The organism is Microbacterium saccharophilum (genome assembly GCF_007992455.1).
Classification (GTDB): Bacteria; Actinomycetota; Actinomycetes; order Actinomycetales; family Microbacteriaceae; genus Microbacterium; species Microbacterium saccharophilum.
In genome coordinates this window covers 347,707-362,310 of sequence record NZ_BKAH01000002.1, presented here as the reverse complement: position 1 = coordinate 362,310, position 14,604 = coordinate 347,707, and the positions used below count along the sequence as shown (strand labels likewise).

Below are 14,604 nucleotides of genomic sequence, written 5' to 3'. Positions count from 1 at the left end.
CCGCCGACCGGTCAGGTGATCCGCGTCAGCGGCCGGACCCCTTCGCCCCACGGCGGATCGGCGCCGGGCCGTGACACGGTCACCGCTGCTGCGCGCGCACTGGCCTCGAGCATCGACCGCACAACACCGACGTCGACGCCCCGCAGGGCGGCGCGGCCGTGCTGCGCATATCCCCGCGTCACCAGCTCCGCGATGAGCGTGCCCATGAACGTGTCGCCCGCTCCGACCGTGTCCGCTACGACGACCGAGGGCGGCTCGACGTGGACGACACCGCCAGAGGTCGCCGCGTCCGCTCCGGCTCCGCCGCGGGTGACGACGACGAGCGCCGCTCCCCTGCGCCGCCATCCGCGGGCGACATCGAGGGGATCGACCCCTGGGTAGAGCCAGTCGAGGTCCTCGTCGCTCGCCTTCACGACGTCGGCGAGGGCCACGAGCCGCTCCACCCGGTCACGATGCGCGCGGGGCTCGACCAGCAGTGCGGGGCGGATATTCGGGTCGTAGGTGATCAGCGCACTTGGTCGGGCCGCCTGCGCCGCCGCGAGCACCTCGTCCGCGCCGGGGGCCAGCAGTGCGGTCACCGACCCGACGTGCAGAAGGCCGCAGCCGTCGAGTCGCATCCGTCGCGCTTCCCAGACGAGATCGAACTCGTACTGCGCCGCCCCGGTGGCATCCAGACAGGCGATCGCGGTCGAGGTCCGTTCGGCCTCCGCAGCAAAGACGTCGACACGAGACTCACCAAGCCACGTGCGGATGGCCTTGGCCGACGCATCCTGGCCAAGGCTAGTGAAGAGGCGCACGTCCATGCCGAGGCGACCGAGTGTGAGCGCGACATTCGCGGGGCTACCACCGGGCGCGGTGTGCACGCTTCCGTCGGGACGCCGCACGATATCCATGAGGGCCTCGCCGATGACGCCGACACGACTCATGGGACCGGTCCCGCCGGGGCCATCTCGACGTCCGCAGCGGCTGCCGGCTTCAGCGACAGCTCGTGCACGCGCAAATCGCGGAAGACGCTCCCCCCGCCGTGCGAGTACAGCCGGATGCCGTCGTCGCCGGCCAGCGGGAAGACACGGTGCGAATGGACGACACGTCCGTCGCCCACGAAGAGCTCGACGCTCGTGCGATCGACCAGCAGGCGGATGGCCATCCTCCCGTCGGCGTCGCCCAGAGCGGCCGAGGTCCGGCCTGCAGTGGGGTTGATCGTGAGTCGGCGGTCGAGGTAGCTCACCGCATCGCCCGGACGGATGCCGACATCCACATGACGCGATCCGCCTTGCGCACGGCATACCTCGATTCCGAGGTCCTCGGGTGGCTGGGCCGGATCCCATTCGATCTCGCACGACAACTCGAAGGAGAGTGAATGCACGGCGAGTTCGTGGATGCCCTCGACCCGGATGTCGCCGATCTCGTGTGTGGCGGTCGAGTATTCGCCGAGCGCCGCCGTCGGCGAGGAGGCGAGGTGATAGCCACCGTCTCTTCGCACGAGGCGGAGGTCGCGCACGATCATATCGTCCCCGTTGTAGCCATCCGTGACGAGTGTGGGCGTGTTGTGCGGGTAGTCCCAGAAGTTCGCCCACCCGATGACGTGGCGCAGACCCGGGTCTTCGCGACCGTCGGCAGCGTGATGCGGATAGGTGACGGCGCCGTAGAAGTCGAATCCCCAGTCAAGCCAGCGCGGCTCGTGGGCGTCGGGGATGAAGTCAGCACCGTCGAACGCTCCCGTCCAGTAGGCGTAGGTCGCGGGCAGATCGCGATGCCTCGCGTTGGCGCTGACACCGAGGACCCAGTGGGTCGAACCGTCGTCGGCGGTCATCTCGAAGATGTCCGGGCACTCGAGCAGCCCGAGGTCGTCGCGTGCGAACTCACCGACGCGCGTCCAGCGCTGCAGATCGGGGGACGCGTAGAAGGCGGCCGCACCGACGTCTGTTGCGACCGCGAGCTCCGCGTGGACACAGTGTGGACACAAACCGCGCAGATCCAGACCGGTTCCTCTGATCAGAACCGAACGACACACGTCTCGAGCACAGCCCGCACTTCGTTGATTCTCCGCGGCAGGACGGCCCAACCCGCGTGATTCCGCGCTTCTCCAGCAGCGTCAAAATCAGCGCAACCGCAGTTTCGACTCCCGCCGTCGCGTCTACGGCCGGGCGAGAGCCGGTACTGCCACCGGGGATGCTGCTACTTTCGGGCTCGTGACACTCGAGCTCGGGACCGACGACAAACGCATGCGACTGCGCTATGGAGGAACCTGTCGGTTATGCGGTCGGGCGCATGACGCGGGCGCGGAGGCAATCACGAACGGCCGCTGAAGGCGATCCGATGCGTGGAATGCGACCCACCGGCCGTCGATGTCCTGCCCGTCGGGATGCCGACAATGGAGACATCGAACGGCGAAGCCGGCGCCTCCGCGCGCCGGGAGTACGAACGCCGCAGGGATGTCCGTGAGCAGCGGATCCGCGCGAAGCACCCTAGGCTCCGCGGCCTGATCCTCGCACTCTCCGACGACCCGCAGAGCACCAAGGCGTGGGAGCGCGGCGCGCTGGGCGAAGAGCTCATGGCGAAGCGACTCGCCGACCTGCCCGAAACATTCCGCGTGCTGCACGACCGACGCATCCGCGGCACGAAGGCGAACATCGACCACATCGCGATCGGGCCCTCCGGCGTCTGGGTCATCGACGCGAAGCGGTATAAGGAAAAACGACCGGAACTCCGCGTCGAGGGCGGCATCTTCCGACCGCGTGTGGAATCGCTCCGCATCGACGGTCGCGACGGAACGAAACTCGTCGACGGCGTGAAGCGGCAGGTCCAGCGCGTCCGCGACGTGCTCGCCGACGACACGATCCCGATCGCGGGCGTGCTGTGCTTCCTCGAGGCCGACTGGCCGCTCCTCGGAGGCTCGTTCGCCGTTGACGACGTCCACGTCCTCTGGCCGCGCCTCCTCATCGAGCGCATGACGGAAGCAACCGTCGCGGCTTTCGATGTCGATGCCGCTCATGGGTGTCTCGCGGAGGCGTTTCCCGTCGCGTAGGTGAGCGGGATCGTCGCTACAGCACGAACTCCGACATCCACGCGCATCGTGGCGCCGTCTCCACCTCGGCAGTCTCCGGCGGCGCCGAGACCGCCTCGATCTGCGGCGGCAGCGAGTTCGGGATGAGCGGCTCGATGCGCCCGGGCTGGGCATGCCGCGGACCCGCGAGTGCCCACCCGTCGTCCGCCCTGACCACGGCGAGCGGGTGACCGTCGGCGGTCGCGATGCCGGTATCCATGTGCAGCGCGGCGAGAAGTGCGGCGAGCGTGATCTGCACTTCGGCCTCCGACGCTTCGCGTGAGCGCAGCACGGCGTGCGGCGGCCTGAGGTCGGTCCGGCTCGCCTCGCGCAGCAGCGCGCGAAGGTTGGTACGCAGGGCGATGATCGCTAGCCGGGATTCGGTGTGATGCTCCGACAGCGCGACAGCGACCGGTCCGAGACGCGGGTCGGGGGAGATCAGGGGTCGCATGCTGTCCCGCAGCCGTTTCCGTTCGCCCTGGAACAGCCGGCGGACACCGCGGGGATGCGCGAGAACGGAGTGGACGTCGGGCAGATCGGCGATGAGTGCGACCGATTCCTCGACCGGGCCGACGGACGCTGCACTCTCCGGCACGTCCGCGAGGAGGCTGGCGTATCCGAAGTCGCCGTCGCGCGTGTAGAGGAAGACGTCGGCGGCGACGGTGCCGGAAGATCTCGGCGGCAGGATGATGTCGATCGGGCCCTGAGCAGGTCTCGTCGTCGCGATGGCGCGTGCCGCGCCGGTCGACGTCATGGCTGTCACGCGCGCGTGCGTGTTCGGGCTTCGGTAGGTCAGTTCGAGGTCGACGAGCGGTTCCAGACTGATGTCGGCGCGCGAGCCCACGATGTCGGCGAACCCTTCCGCAGTCACGTCCACGCCACGCGGCCGTGCGTTGATCCCATCCGGCGATGCAAACCCGGCGCCGCGTGCCCGGCGCCACAGATCGGACATCCGGGCGCGGTGATGCTGAGGATCGAGCATGCGCTCCAGCATCCACAGGAGGCGCCCCGTGCCCCGCTCTGGGTGGGGCGTGAGCTGCCACCAGGTCAGTCGGCGGGCGAGGTCGCCGGCCACCGCGGGAGCCCAGGTCGCGGCGTCCGCGTATCCGAGCGCTGCGACCCATGCGAGATATCGCGGCATGTCTTCGACGGCGCGACGAAGCTCCGCCATCGACACTCCCGCCGGCAGGGTGTCGCGGGCCCGAGCCGGCGAGCGGAGCGCGATCTGCGCCGCTGCCATGCACAGTCGGGCCCCGAACCAGTCGCGCGTGCGAGCGAGCACACGGGGCGACCACGCGGTCAGCAGCTCGTCGACGTAGCCGGTGTAGGCCCGCTCATTGACGGGTCGTTCCCGCAGCGCGGCGGCCGCGCTCGCGACGGTCTGGAGTACCAACTCCTCCGCCTCATCGGCTGTGGAAGGGAGCGGAAGCGCGGCGAGGGCTCGGAGCATCTCGCCCGCGGAATCGACCTCGATCATGAGCCGGGATGTCAGCATCCCGATCTCGGTCGGCGCGAGCTGCCCGTCGATCTCGGTCGCGAAGCTGCGCGCGAGCAGGCTGTCGATGACATCGTCGAGGTCGACGGACGTCCGATTCTGCGCAAAGGCGAGGGTCTGCTCGAACCACGAGCGCGCGCTCGCGCGGTCGGTGACCGATCCGAGCAGCAGCTCGGCGAGGATGGCGTCGCCGAGCTGAGTGACGATGCGGCTGTTCGCCGCGTAGCCGTCGCTGAGCTTGATCTTCCACGTTCCCTCGTCGGCGCGCGGGACGAGCATGAACCCGTATCCCTCGGGCTCCTGACCGGCACGGCCGGCCCGCCCGAACATCTGCTGCGCCTGGCTGACTTCAAGCGGCGTCATCCCGAGCTCCAGGTCGCGGATGATGACGAACTTGGCCGGCGTGTTGACGCCCGTCGACAGCCCGGACGTGGCGACGAGTACGCGCAGCTGCCGCGCGCGGAATGCGTCCAGCGCGCGGCCAGCGCGGGGTGCGTCGCGGAAGTGGATGCCGACCCCGCGGCGGAAGCACTCCTCCACGACCGTCTCCAGTTCGACACCGTGGGAGCGCACACCGGCGGCCCGCGCGGCGGTGCGGATCACCGCGGCCTTGCTTCCGCAGAACACGACCGCGCTCGAACCGCCGTCAGCGGACGGAGACTCGGCGCCGAGGTCCGCGCCGACGAGGCTTCGGAGGAGTGGGACGACGATGTCGTCCTTCGCGGATTCGAACTGCTCGCGTTTGCCGTGCACCGGCGGGTCGTATGGCACGAGCTGCGTCGTGAGGACCGTCGGCCGCCACGTCGAGCGCACGAGGTCCGCATGGAACCACGCCGCAAGTTCATGGGCGTTCGACACGGTCGCGGAGAGCGCGACGATCCGGGTGCGCCCCTCGGCGACGCGGAGCCGCGCGATCATCGACTCGAGCGTGGCACCGCGGGAGGGGTCGCCGACCAGATGGACTTCGTCGATGATGAGGCATCCGATCCGGCCGATGACGTCCTTGAGCGAGGCCCGCCGGTACAGCGCCTCGAACTTCTCCGTCGTCGCGACCCAGAGCTGAGCCTGCGCCACTGCGTCGCTCGACATGTTGGTCTCGCCGGTGAGTTCGATCGTTCGGATGCCGTGGGCGTTCCACCGCCGTGCGATCTCGGCGACCTCTGCGGCCAGGGCCCGCGCAGGCAGGAGCCACACCGCCGGCTTGCCGTCGGTCACGATGGAACGCAGCGCGGCGACCTCCCCGATGAGAGTCTTGCCGGAGCTGGTCGGCGCTACCACCATCACATGACCCGCCGCCGCGAGCACGACGGGCACGGCCTTCGATTGCAACGGGTTCAGTCGACCGAACCGGTCGAGGTACGTGCGCAGCGAGTCAGGAATCAGTGCGGAAGCGGGAGTCCAGGATTCCTCGCCCTCCGCGACCGTGGACGCGTTCTCGAGCAGCGACCGGAAGCCGAGTTCGACAGCCTCGATCATCGCGGGATCGGTGTGCACGAACCCGGAGTTCTGGTTGCGCGAGATCTCCGCCGACGTGAAGTTCATCGAGTGCGTGATCGCAAGCTCGTCGGCGATGATCTCCTTCTCGTGGATGTACCGCACGGCGGTGACCGACACGCCGGCATCGCGGAGCGTCCGCATCACCGCGTCATTGGACGCCTCAGGCCGGCACAGCACGCGAACATCGACACCGCGCCGGTGGGCCGCGAGCACACCGTCGAGGAGCCGCCGCGCGAGCGGCGAGACATCCCACCACGGCACCTTCACCCAGAGGCGTACACGAGCGCTCGACAATGCCTCCGTGAGCGCGGCGAGCAGGTCAGCGCCGTCACCGTAGTTCGACAGCCGTCGAGGCTCGGCCGCCGAACTCACCGTCGCTCTCCCATGTCTGGGAAAGCGTACCCAGGCATCGGTCATCGAGTGGCAGTTGCTCACGGTGAGCGGGCTACCAACCGCCGCAGAGAGGTGGTGGCGCCCTCCATCGTCACATCCGAGTCATGCCCCGAGGTGGATGATCAGTTCGACGGCGTCTGTGCCGGTGGACTCCACGATGCGGCCGTCGGCCACCCGGTGCATCGCGAATTCGGCGACGTTGACATGGCGTCGCGTCGGAGCGATGCCGCGGAAGGCGCCGAGATGCGTGCCGGCGCCGCGAAGATGAACAGCGACCCGGTCGTCCTCGACGATCAGCTGGATGCGTCGCCACCGCCAGTCCGGGAACGCGTGGAAGAGGTCGGCCAGGTCCGCGACCCAGGCATCGCTGCCGCCCGGCAGGTGCGCGCGGCGCACGGCCGGATCGACGAACGAGCGAATCGCATCGAGGTCGTGGCTGTTGCACGCGTCGAGGTACTCCGCATGCCACGCGCGCATCTCCCACGGTTCCACCCGCCCATTATCGACGCCGGCCGCGCCCCGCCCGTGCGTGCATCATGCAAACGGCCGCGAGATCTCGATGATCCGGCCCAGCGCCCACCAGCGCCGCGCGTTCTCGTCGTGCAGGTCGTCGAGACGTCGAGCCCGCGGGTTGGCGCGCCGGCTGCGGGCGGCCTCGTGGACGTCGTCGGCGACCGCAGCGGCCCGCTCGGCGAGCGCATCGCTCCCGGTCGTGAGCCGTTCGGCATCCACCTTCCGCACATCCACCATCTCCGCCATCAGCCGAAGCTGTTCCTCGAGATGCTCGCGCAACTCGGACAGGCGCGCCGCGGCGTCGCGGAGGTAGACCGGCGGCAGCAGGAGATAGTTCGCCGCGACCCCGACGAGCACGCCGAAGGCCATGGTCACAATGTAGGAGCTGGAGAACTCCTCCGTCTCGTGCCCGCCCAGAAGGAGCACGAAGAGCGCTGCGATGGCGATCCAGTCGCGCCCGGCGTCGAGCGCGCGGATGCCGCCGAGCGCCACGCCCGCACCCACGACGAAAGCGACTCCGACGATCGCCGGCGCCCCCAGGGCGACGATTGCGAGGCCGCCGAGGCCCAGGGCTATCCCGCAGGCCAGCCCGACGAGTGCGAGAATCCCCGACTTCGCCGAATCGACGACGGTCGGGTACATCGCCACGAGGACGCCCAACGGAGCGTAGTAGGAGTACTCAGCGTCGGCGAAGGGGACCAGGGGAGCCAGATACCAGGCGACGGCCACGGCAATCGCTGTCTTGAGCGCGAGCACGAGCCGGGAGGCGGCGAAAACCTCGCCGCCGGCGGTGCGGACAGCGCCCGCGAGGCGGCGCCGTCGCGCGACGGAGGGATCTCGGGCCATCCCGTCACGGTAACTGCGCTCACCTGGACCAACGGAGGGGGTTGACTCCGGAGCCCCCGGCCTGCGGATCGGCGATCGGCGCCGGAACGGCACTCCGGCAGACCTCCGCGCGCGCTCATGCCATACCTCGCGGCGTGATGCAAGCCCCTCCGCCACGCCGGAACGGCCACGTAGACCGGGTATCCCATCGACGACCCGATGGGTCCCCAACGAAGGAGAGACCATGTCATACGGCAATGACGGCCTGGGCGCGGGCGAGCCCCAGACAGCCCAGCCCCAGACAGCAGGGAGCGGAGAGTCGCACACCCTCGACACCGCGAAGCAGGAAGCTGCCGACATGAAGGACACGGCCACGGGCGCGGCGAAGGATGTCGCCGGGACCGCGAAGGACGAGGCCGCCTCCGTCGCGCAGGAGACCAAGGCGCAGGTCACCGATCTGTACCACCAGGCCCGGCACGAGTTCACCGATCAGGCCTCGAAGCAGCAGGAGCGCATCGCCACGGGGCTCAGCGCGCTCGGCGACGAGCTCGGATCGATGGCGCGCAATTCCGAGGGGAGCGGGGTCGCCGGCGACCTCGTCCAGAAGGTCTCCGAGCGCGTCTCGGGTGCGGCCTCCTGGCTCAGCAGCCGCGACCCGTCGGCGGTGCTGACGGATGTCAAGGCGTTCGCACGGCGTCGCCCCGGTGCCTTCATCGGCGGCGCCCTTGTCGCGGGAGTGCTCGTCGGGCGCCTGACGCGCGCACTGGCCACCAACGCCAAGGAGCAGTCCGAGGCCGACGCGTGGGCGCCGGCATCCGGGACTCCCGCTCTGCCGTCGAACGTCACCGTCGTCCCGCCGCCGCCGGTCATCGAGACGACCCCGACGTACGCGGAGACGCCGCGGTACTCCGAGTCCGAGTCGCGCATGGGTGGCACGGCACAGGGTGGCACGAGCCTGAGCGGTACCGGACAGGGGGTGTCAGGTGAGCGATCCGACTCCGTCTGAGCGCCGCGCCGCCGACACATCGCTCGGCGATCTGCTCGGCGAGGTGACGCGCGACCTCTCGACGCTCATGCGCCAGGAGCTCGCGCTCGCGAAGGCGGAACTGAAAGAAACGGCGACGACGTCGGCCAAGGGCGCCGGGATGCTCGGCGGGGCCGGGTACGCGGCATCCATGACGGTGCTGTTCCTGTCCATCGCGCTCTGGGCCGCCCTGTCGGACCTGATCGGCGCGGGCTGGTCCGGTGTCGTCGTGGCCGTGCTGTGGGCGATCATCGCCGCGATCCTGTACGCGGTCGGTCGCAAGCAGCTGAACGAAGTGAAGGGCGCTCCGCAGACCGTGGAGACGCTGCAGGAGATCCCCGAAGCATTCAAGAGAAATGAGGAGAACCGATGAGCGATTCACCCGAAGCGATCCGCGCCGACATCGAGCGCACCCGGGAGGAGCTGGGGCTCGACGTCGACGCCCTCGCCGACAAGGTCACCCCGTCCAAGATCGCCCAGCGCCAGGCGGACAAGGTCCGCGGAGTGTTCGGCTCCGTCCGCGACCGGATCATGGGCGCCGCTGACGACGCCTCGTCGTCGGCGTCGTCGGCTGCGTCCGGCGTGGCGCACGGCGCCGCGGACATCGCCCACGATGTGAAGGCGAAGGCGGAGGGCGCGCCCCTCGCGGTAGGCCTCATCGCCTTCGGCGTGGGCCTGCTCGTCGCGTCGCTGATCCCCGCCTCCCGCAAGGAGAGGGAGATCGCCGAGTCGGTGAAGGACACCGCGCAGCCCCTCGTCGACGAGGTCGCGAGTGTCGCCAAGGAGGTCGCCGGCGACCTCAAGGCACCGGCGCAGGAGGCGGCGGCGGCGGTGAAGGACCGCGCCACCGAGGCCGTCGAGAACGTCAAGAGCGAGGCGACCGACGCCGCCGGCACGGTGTCCGATCAGGCGCAGCAGGCGCGGTCGAACATCAGCGGCAGCTGACCGCGCAACCGTCGGGGCGGGGGCACCTGCCCTCGCCCCGCAGGGCGCGCAGCGTCCACCCCGCCAGGCAAAACGGAGGCCCCTGACACCTCCATCCTGACTGATCCACCCCGGAGGCATCAATGTACTTCCACGTCCAGGAATTCATCAACGAGATCGCCGCCGACGAGCCGGACCCGGCCGCCGCCAACGCCCTGCAGGAGGGGCTCGGCGGACAGTTCGGGGAGATGCGCACGATGATGCAGTACCTCTTCCAGAGCATCAACTTCCGCGGCCCCGACGGCAAGCCGTACAAGGACCTCATCCAGGGCATCGGCACCGAGGAGATCAGCCACGTCGAGCTGATCGGCACGACGATCGCGCGTCTCCTCGACGGGTCGCCGCGCTACCAGGGCAAGCCCGCCGATCCGGTCGACAAGCCGGGCTCCGGTGGCGCTGTCCCCCTGAACATCGCGCTGTCCGAGGACAACATCCACCACTACCTCGTCGGCGCGCAGGGCGCCCTCCCGGTCGACGCCGTCGGGAACCCCTGGATGGGCAGCTACGTGTACAACTCCGGCAACCTCGTGCTCGACCTGCTCTACAACCTCATGCTCGAATCCACCGGTCGGCTGCAGAAATGCCGCCTCTACGAGATGACCGACAACAAGACCGCCCGGTCCACGATCTCCTATCTGATCGTGCGTGATCAGGCGCACGAGAACGCCTACGCGAAGGCCCTCGAGACGCTGGGGGTCAACTGGCGCACATCGCTGCCGATCCCGAAGACGAACGCGGAGTCGTTCCCCGAGGTCAAGCGGCTGCTGGAGATGGGCCTCCAGAGCAAGATCTACTCGTTCGACCTCACGGGCCAGTCGCAGGCGGGGAAGATCGTGCAGGGGATGTCCCCGTCGGGTGACGGCACGCACCTGGATGCCAGCGAGCAGACGCCCGCCGGCGCTCCCATGACGATCGCCCCGGAGCGTCCCGAGGAGTTCTCCCCCGGTGCCGACGCCGACCTCCGCGCCCTCATCGAGGCGACGGCCGCCATGGAGATGGCCGACATCGACGCGACCTTCGGCCGCATGAAGTGAGACGCCGAATGAGCTGAGACCAGGCGGCGGATGCCGGAAACTCCCCGCCGTTTCGCAGACCACGGCCCTACGCTGGCAGTGTCACGTGAACGGCTTCGAGGGAGGCGCCATGCGAACACGACGTCACATGGTCGCGGCATCCGCCGCCGCTCTCGCTTTCGCGCTCACCGCCTGTGCAGGGAGTCCCATGTCCGACGACGCCACGCCCGGCTCACCCTCCGGCTCGAGCCGGCCTCCGTTCATCACGACCAGTCCCCTGATGCCCACGGGTGCGCCCGTGCAGCTCTCCGACGCCCGCTGGTCGGCCATCCTCGCCGATCTCGAGTCGCGCGGCGTCTCCGGCACTCCGGAGATCGTCTCCGCCGAGGCCGTGACGTTCACCGACGGGTCGCTCGGCTGCGCGAAGCCCGGCCAGTCCTACACCCAGGCCATCATCGACGGCGTGCGCGTGATCGTCGCGACGGATGACGCGCAGTACGACTACCGCTTCGGCACCGGCGACTCCCCCACGCTCTGCGAGCGCTGAGCGCTGAGCGCGGCGACGCGCACGCGAAGAGGCCCGGATGCTCGCACATCCGGGCCTCCCCACATCGGTGCTACTTGATCTTGACGAGCAGGGCCTCGTCAGCGCCCGACTTGTTGTCGAGCACGACGATCATGCTGCCCAGCGGCTGCTGCGCCGCGTAGGCGGCCGCATCCACCGCGACGTCCACCGTCACGCTGCCGCGCGTCGGGACCGTCTCGTACTGGCCGTTGCTGATCGCCGGCGCCGCCGGGTCGTAGGTGGCCCACGCGGGGACCGCATCCTCGCCACCGGAGAGCCCGAAGGTCTGCACCGTGTAGTTGAACGCGCCCGTGATCCCGGGGTCGCTCGCGAACGCCGGCAGCAGCAGGGTGCTACTGTCGGTCGGAGCCGCCGTGAGGAAGCCGCTCGGGTACAGCGCACCGGTCTCGGCGTTCACGAGGAACGTCTCGGCCAGCCCGTTCGCGCTTCCCGCGCGCACCGCACCCGAGTCGTACGACAGCACGATCCAGTCGGGTTCGCCGTCCCGATCCGTGTCGATGATGACGTCGTACTCGTTGCTCGCCGCGTTGGACCAGCGGTTGTGGGTGTTCACCGCGAAGACGACCAGCTTGTCGCCGCCGCCGACATCGAACGACTGCACTCCGGCCGCGCGGATGTCGTACCCGTTGTCCGGAAGCGACTTCGTCGCATCCTTCGCGTCGGACAGGCCCCACGTGTAGAAGTCGGCGTCCGCGTCGAGCGCGCCGCGCGTGTTGCGCAGCGTGACCTGCTTCGTGCCGTCCTTCACCTTCTGGTTCTTGGAGAACCAGGGGCCGGTCGCGTTCGCCGTCACCGTGCTGTTCGAGCGCGGCACGAGGAGGTACGGAACCCGCAGGGTGGAGTCCGCCGCCGTGAGGACGATGTCGCCCGAGATCTCGTAGAACGAGAACTGGTCGTCGCCGGCGTTCGACGTCGGGATGTCCTTCGCGAGGGCCGCGACCGTCACGAGCAGCTTGGCCGTGCCGCCCGGGCGGACGGTCACCGACTTCGCGCTGACATTGACCTTCGCGTTCTGCGACGCCGCGGACGGCGTGGTCGACACCGCGTACGTGACGGCGCTGCTGCCGTCGTTGCGGATCGTCACGGTCTTCACGCCGCCGAAGCCGATCTGGGACTCCTGGAAGCCGAAGCTCAGCGCCGACTCGCGCGCCCAGCCGCTCTCCGTGCGGAACGCGTCACCGGTCGCCGTCACGGTCGTCGCGACAGCCTGCGCCGTGTCGACGAGGCCGACGCCGCCGAGGGTGAGGCTCTGACCGGCGACCTTCTCCGGGTCCGCCGTGGAGACGATGGATGCCGACACCTGCGAGGCCGACCAGGCCGGGTGCGCCTGCACCGACAGGGCCGCCACACCGGCGACGTGCGGGGCCGCCATCGACGTGCCCGACATGATCGCCGCCCCGTTGCCGGAGCCGACGTCCGCCGACGCGATCGAGACGCCGGGCGCCGCGACGTCGGGGCTGATGGCGCTGTCACCGCTGCGGGGGCCCGAGGAGGTGAACGACGCGTAGCCGCGGAACCCGGGGTTGGCGATCTGCGCCGCCGCGAGGGTCGCGGTGGCACCGGCGACGAGCGCGGCGCCGTCCGAGGCGCGGACGCCCAGGAACGGGATCGTCACGACGTACGGTGTGCCGTCGTCGGGGTTCGAGGTGATCATGCCCTCATATGGAGGCAGCGTGTTGTCGGAGTTGACCATGACCGCCGCTGCCGCTCCGGCCTGCTGCGCGTAGATGGCCTTCGCCACCCGGGCGCAGGTGCCGCGCTGCATGACGGCGAGCTGGTTGCCGCCTGCCGTGATTCCGGCCTTCGTGTACGCCGCGACGGAGCACCCGAGGGCCTCGTTCTCGGGCGTGGCCGGGTCGTCGACGAGGCGGACGACAGTGAGGTCGCCGATGCCCTCGAGGGACGCGCCGTTGGCGTTGATCGCTTCGATCGCGGTGCCGTTGACGGTGATCGTCGCGCCGGGGAAGCTCTCCGCGCTGTCCACCGCGGAGACCGCGATGACGCCGTCGCCCGTGCCCGGCGAACCGGTCAGATACGGGTTGTGGCCGGAGTTGCCGGCGGAGGCGACGACGACCACGCCGGCGCCCACCGCGTTGGAGGCGGCGACGGCGTCGGGGTCATCCCCGCGGCCGAAGGACGAGCCGAGCGACATGTTGATGACATCCATGCCGTTCGCGACGGCCCAGTCGATGGCGGGGACGACGACATCCGTCGACCCGTCGCAGCCGAACACGCGGACGGCGTACAGGTCGGCCTGTGGGGCGACACCGGGGCCGACGCGGAACGAGTTCGACGACGTCGTCGAGTCGTAGGCGCCCGCGTAGGTGGAGCCGTCGGCGAGGACGCCGCTGCCGGCCGTGGTGCCGGCGACGTGCGAGCCGTGCCCCTGGCAGTCCAGCGGGTTGGTGTCCGGGACGGGGGTCAGCGCGGCGCCGGTGCCGCCGGCGTCGTAGGCGTCGCCGACGAGGTCGATGCCGCCCTTCACGCGCGGCGCGTCGGGGCCGAAGAGCGCCGGGTCGGCGGGCTGAGTCGACGTGGCCTTGGCGGCTTCGTACGCGGCGACCGTACCGGGCCCGCCGAAGGTGGCGTGGGTGTAGTCGATGCCGGTGTCGAGGATGGCGACCTTGACGTTCTCGCCGGTGTAGCCGGTGTTCTCCCAGACCTGGGGGACGCCGAGGTACGGGACGGAGACGGCGTTGTCGATCTCGTAGGTGCGCACCGGGTGGATCGCGACGACGCCCGGGAGCTGGGCGACGGCGTCGAGTTCGGCGGCCGGCACGGAGGCCTGGAAGCCGTTGTACGCGGACTGCATCTGGGCTTGGATCTTGCCGCCCTTGCCGGTGATCGAGCCGCGGATCGAGTCCTGCGCCTGCTTCAGCTGTGCTTTGACCGATGACCGCTCATCCGCGGTGAGGTCGCGCCCCTTCTCGGCCTGGACGACGGCGACGGGGTCGCCCGCCATCTCGATGACGACCGTGACACGGCCCGAGGCGTCGAGCGCGGCGGGACGGAAGCTCGAGTCGATCTGACCGGTGGCCTCCGTCTGGGTGAAACGCGACGACGGGTCGTCGTCGGCTGTCGCGGCGAATGCCGCGGACGTGGGCAGCGAGAGCGCGATGACGCCGGCTGCTGCCAGGATTCGTCGGTGCAAAGGGGGACCGCCTTTCTGTGCAGAGCACTGCCCCCGCTTCGTGTGCGGAGGCTGATAGGAGGCTATGCATCGACTGA

General features: G+C 69.8%; 12 protein-coding genes. 6 read left to right on the top strand and 6 right to left on the bottom strand.

The features are described 5' to 3' along the window. Positions 1–11: 11 nt before the first annotated feature. Positions 12–926 carry a carbohydrate kinase family protein gene (locus tag MSA03_RS03670; RefSeq protein WP_147049660.1) on the bottom strand — a complete coding sequence of 305 codons (915 nt, stop codon included), beginning with the start codon at positions 924–926 and terminating at the stop codon, positions 12–14. Further along, entirely contained in the window at positions 923–2,065 is a 1,143-nt protein-coding gene (locus tag MSA03_RS03665; protein WP_147049659.1) for a glycoside hydrolase family 32 protein, read from the bottom strand. Before MSA03_RS03665 ends, MSA03_RS03670 begins: the two co-directional genes overlap by 4 nt. 309 nt (positions 2,066–2,374) lie before the next feature. Between MSA03_RS03665 and MSA03_RS03660 the strand changes: the two genes are divergently transcribed. Beyond that, on the top strand, positions 2,375–3,028 hold the full coding sequence (locus MSA03_RS03660) for a nuclease-related domain-containing protein (protein WP_244946307.1): 654 nt from the start codon (positions 2,375–2,377) through the stop codon (positions 3,026–3,028). A 16-nt stretch (positions 3,029–3,044) separates the two neighbouring features. Here the strand turns inward: MSA03_RS03660 and MSA03_RS03655 are convergent, their stop codons facing one another. From MSA03_RS03655 to MSA03_RS03645, 3 genes are all read right to left on the bottom strand, one after another. Continuing rightward, positions 3,045–6,410, bottom strand: coding sequence for a DEAD/DEAH box helicase (locus tag MSA03_RS03655; RefSeq protein WP_170245443.1), 3,366 nt, complete (start codon positions 6,408–6,410; stop codon positions 3,045–3,047). Positions 6,411–6,533: 123 nt separating this feature from the next. Continuing rightward, complete coding sequence (locus MSA03_RS03650; protein WP_147049657.1) at positions 6,534–6,923, bottom strand: ester cyclase; 390 nt, start codon at positions 6,921–6,923, stop codon at positions 6,534–6,536. 42 nt (positions 6,924–6,965) lie between these two features. Further along, positions 6,966–7,790, bottom strand: a complete 825-nt coding sequence (locus MSA03_RS03645; RefSeq protein WP_147049656.1) for an FUSC family protein — start codon at positions 7,788–7,790, stop codon at positions 6,966–6,968. A gap of 223 nt (positions 7,791–8,013) precedes the next feature. Between MSA03_RS03645 and MSA03_RS03640 the strand changes: the two genes are divergently transcribed. The 5 genes from MSA03_RS03640 to MSA03_RS03620 all read left to right on the top strand — a co-directional run bounded on the left by MSA03_RS03640 (position 8,014) and on the right by MSA03_RS03620 (position 11,337). Beyond that, positions 8,014–8,775: a hypothetical protein gene (locus tag MSA03_RS03640; RefSeq protein WP_147049655.1), complete on the top strand. Its 762-nt coding sequence runs from the start codon at positions 8,014–8,016 to the stop codon at positions 8,773–8,775. Further along, positions 8,753–9,166: a phage holin family protein gene (locus MSA03_RS03635; RefSeq protein WP_028497300.1), complete on the top strand. Its 414-nt coding sequence runs from the start codon at positions 8,753–8,755 to the stop codon at positions 9,164–9,166. Before MSA03_RS03640 ends, MSA03_RS03635 begins: the two co-directional genes overlap by 23 nt. Continuing rightward, the gene (locus MSA03_RS03630; protein WP_028497299.1) at positions 9,163–9,738 is read left to right on the top strand and encodes a DUF3618 domain-containing protein; all 576 of its coding nucleotides are present in this window, start codon (positions 9,163–9,165) and stop codon (positions 9,736–9,738) included. The genes MSA03_RS03635 and MSA03_RS03630 overlap by 4 nt, the downstream gene beginning before the upstream one ends. A 122-nt stretch (positions 9,739–9,860) precedes the next feature. Next, on the top strand, positions 9,861–10,811 hold the full coding sequence (locus tag MSA03_RS03625) for a manganese catalase family protein (RefSeq protein WP_147049654.1): 951 nt from the start codon (positions 9,861–9,863) through the stop codon (positions 10,809–10,811). Positions 10,812–10,998: 187 nt separating this feature from the next. Beyond that, positions 10,999–11,337 carry a DUF8738 domain-containing protein gene (locus MSA03_RS03620; protein WP_244946306.1) on the top strand — a complete coding sequence of 113 codons (339 nt, stop codon included), beginning with the start codon at positions 10,999–11,001 and terminating at the stop codon, positions 11,335–11,337. A 70-nt stretch (positions 11,338–11,407) separates the two neighbouring features. Here MSA03_RS03620 and MSA03_RS14620 read toward each other — a convergent pair whose 3' ends face one another. Further along, positions 11,408–14,527: a S8 family serine peptidase gene (locus MSA03_RS14620; RefSeq protein WP_147049653.1), complete on the bottom strand. Its 3,120-nt coding sequence runs from the start codon at positions 14,525–14,527 to the stop codon at positions 11,408–11,410. Positions 14,528–14,604 lie beyond the last annotated feature (77 nt).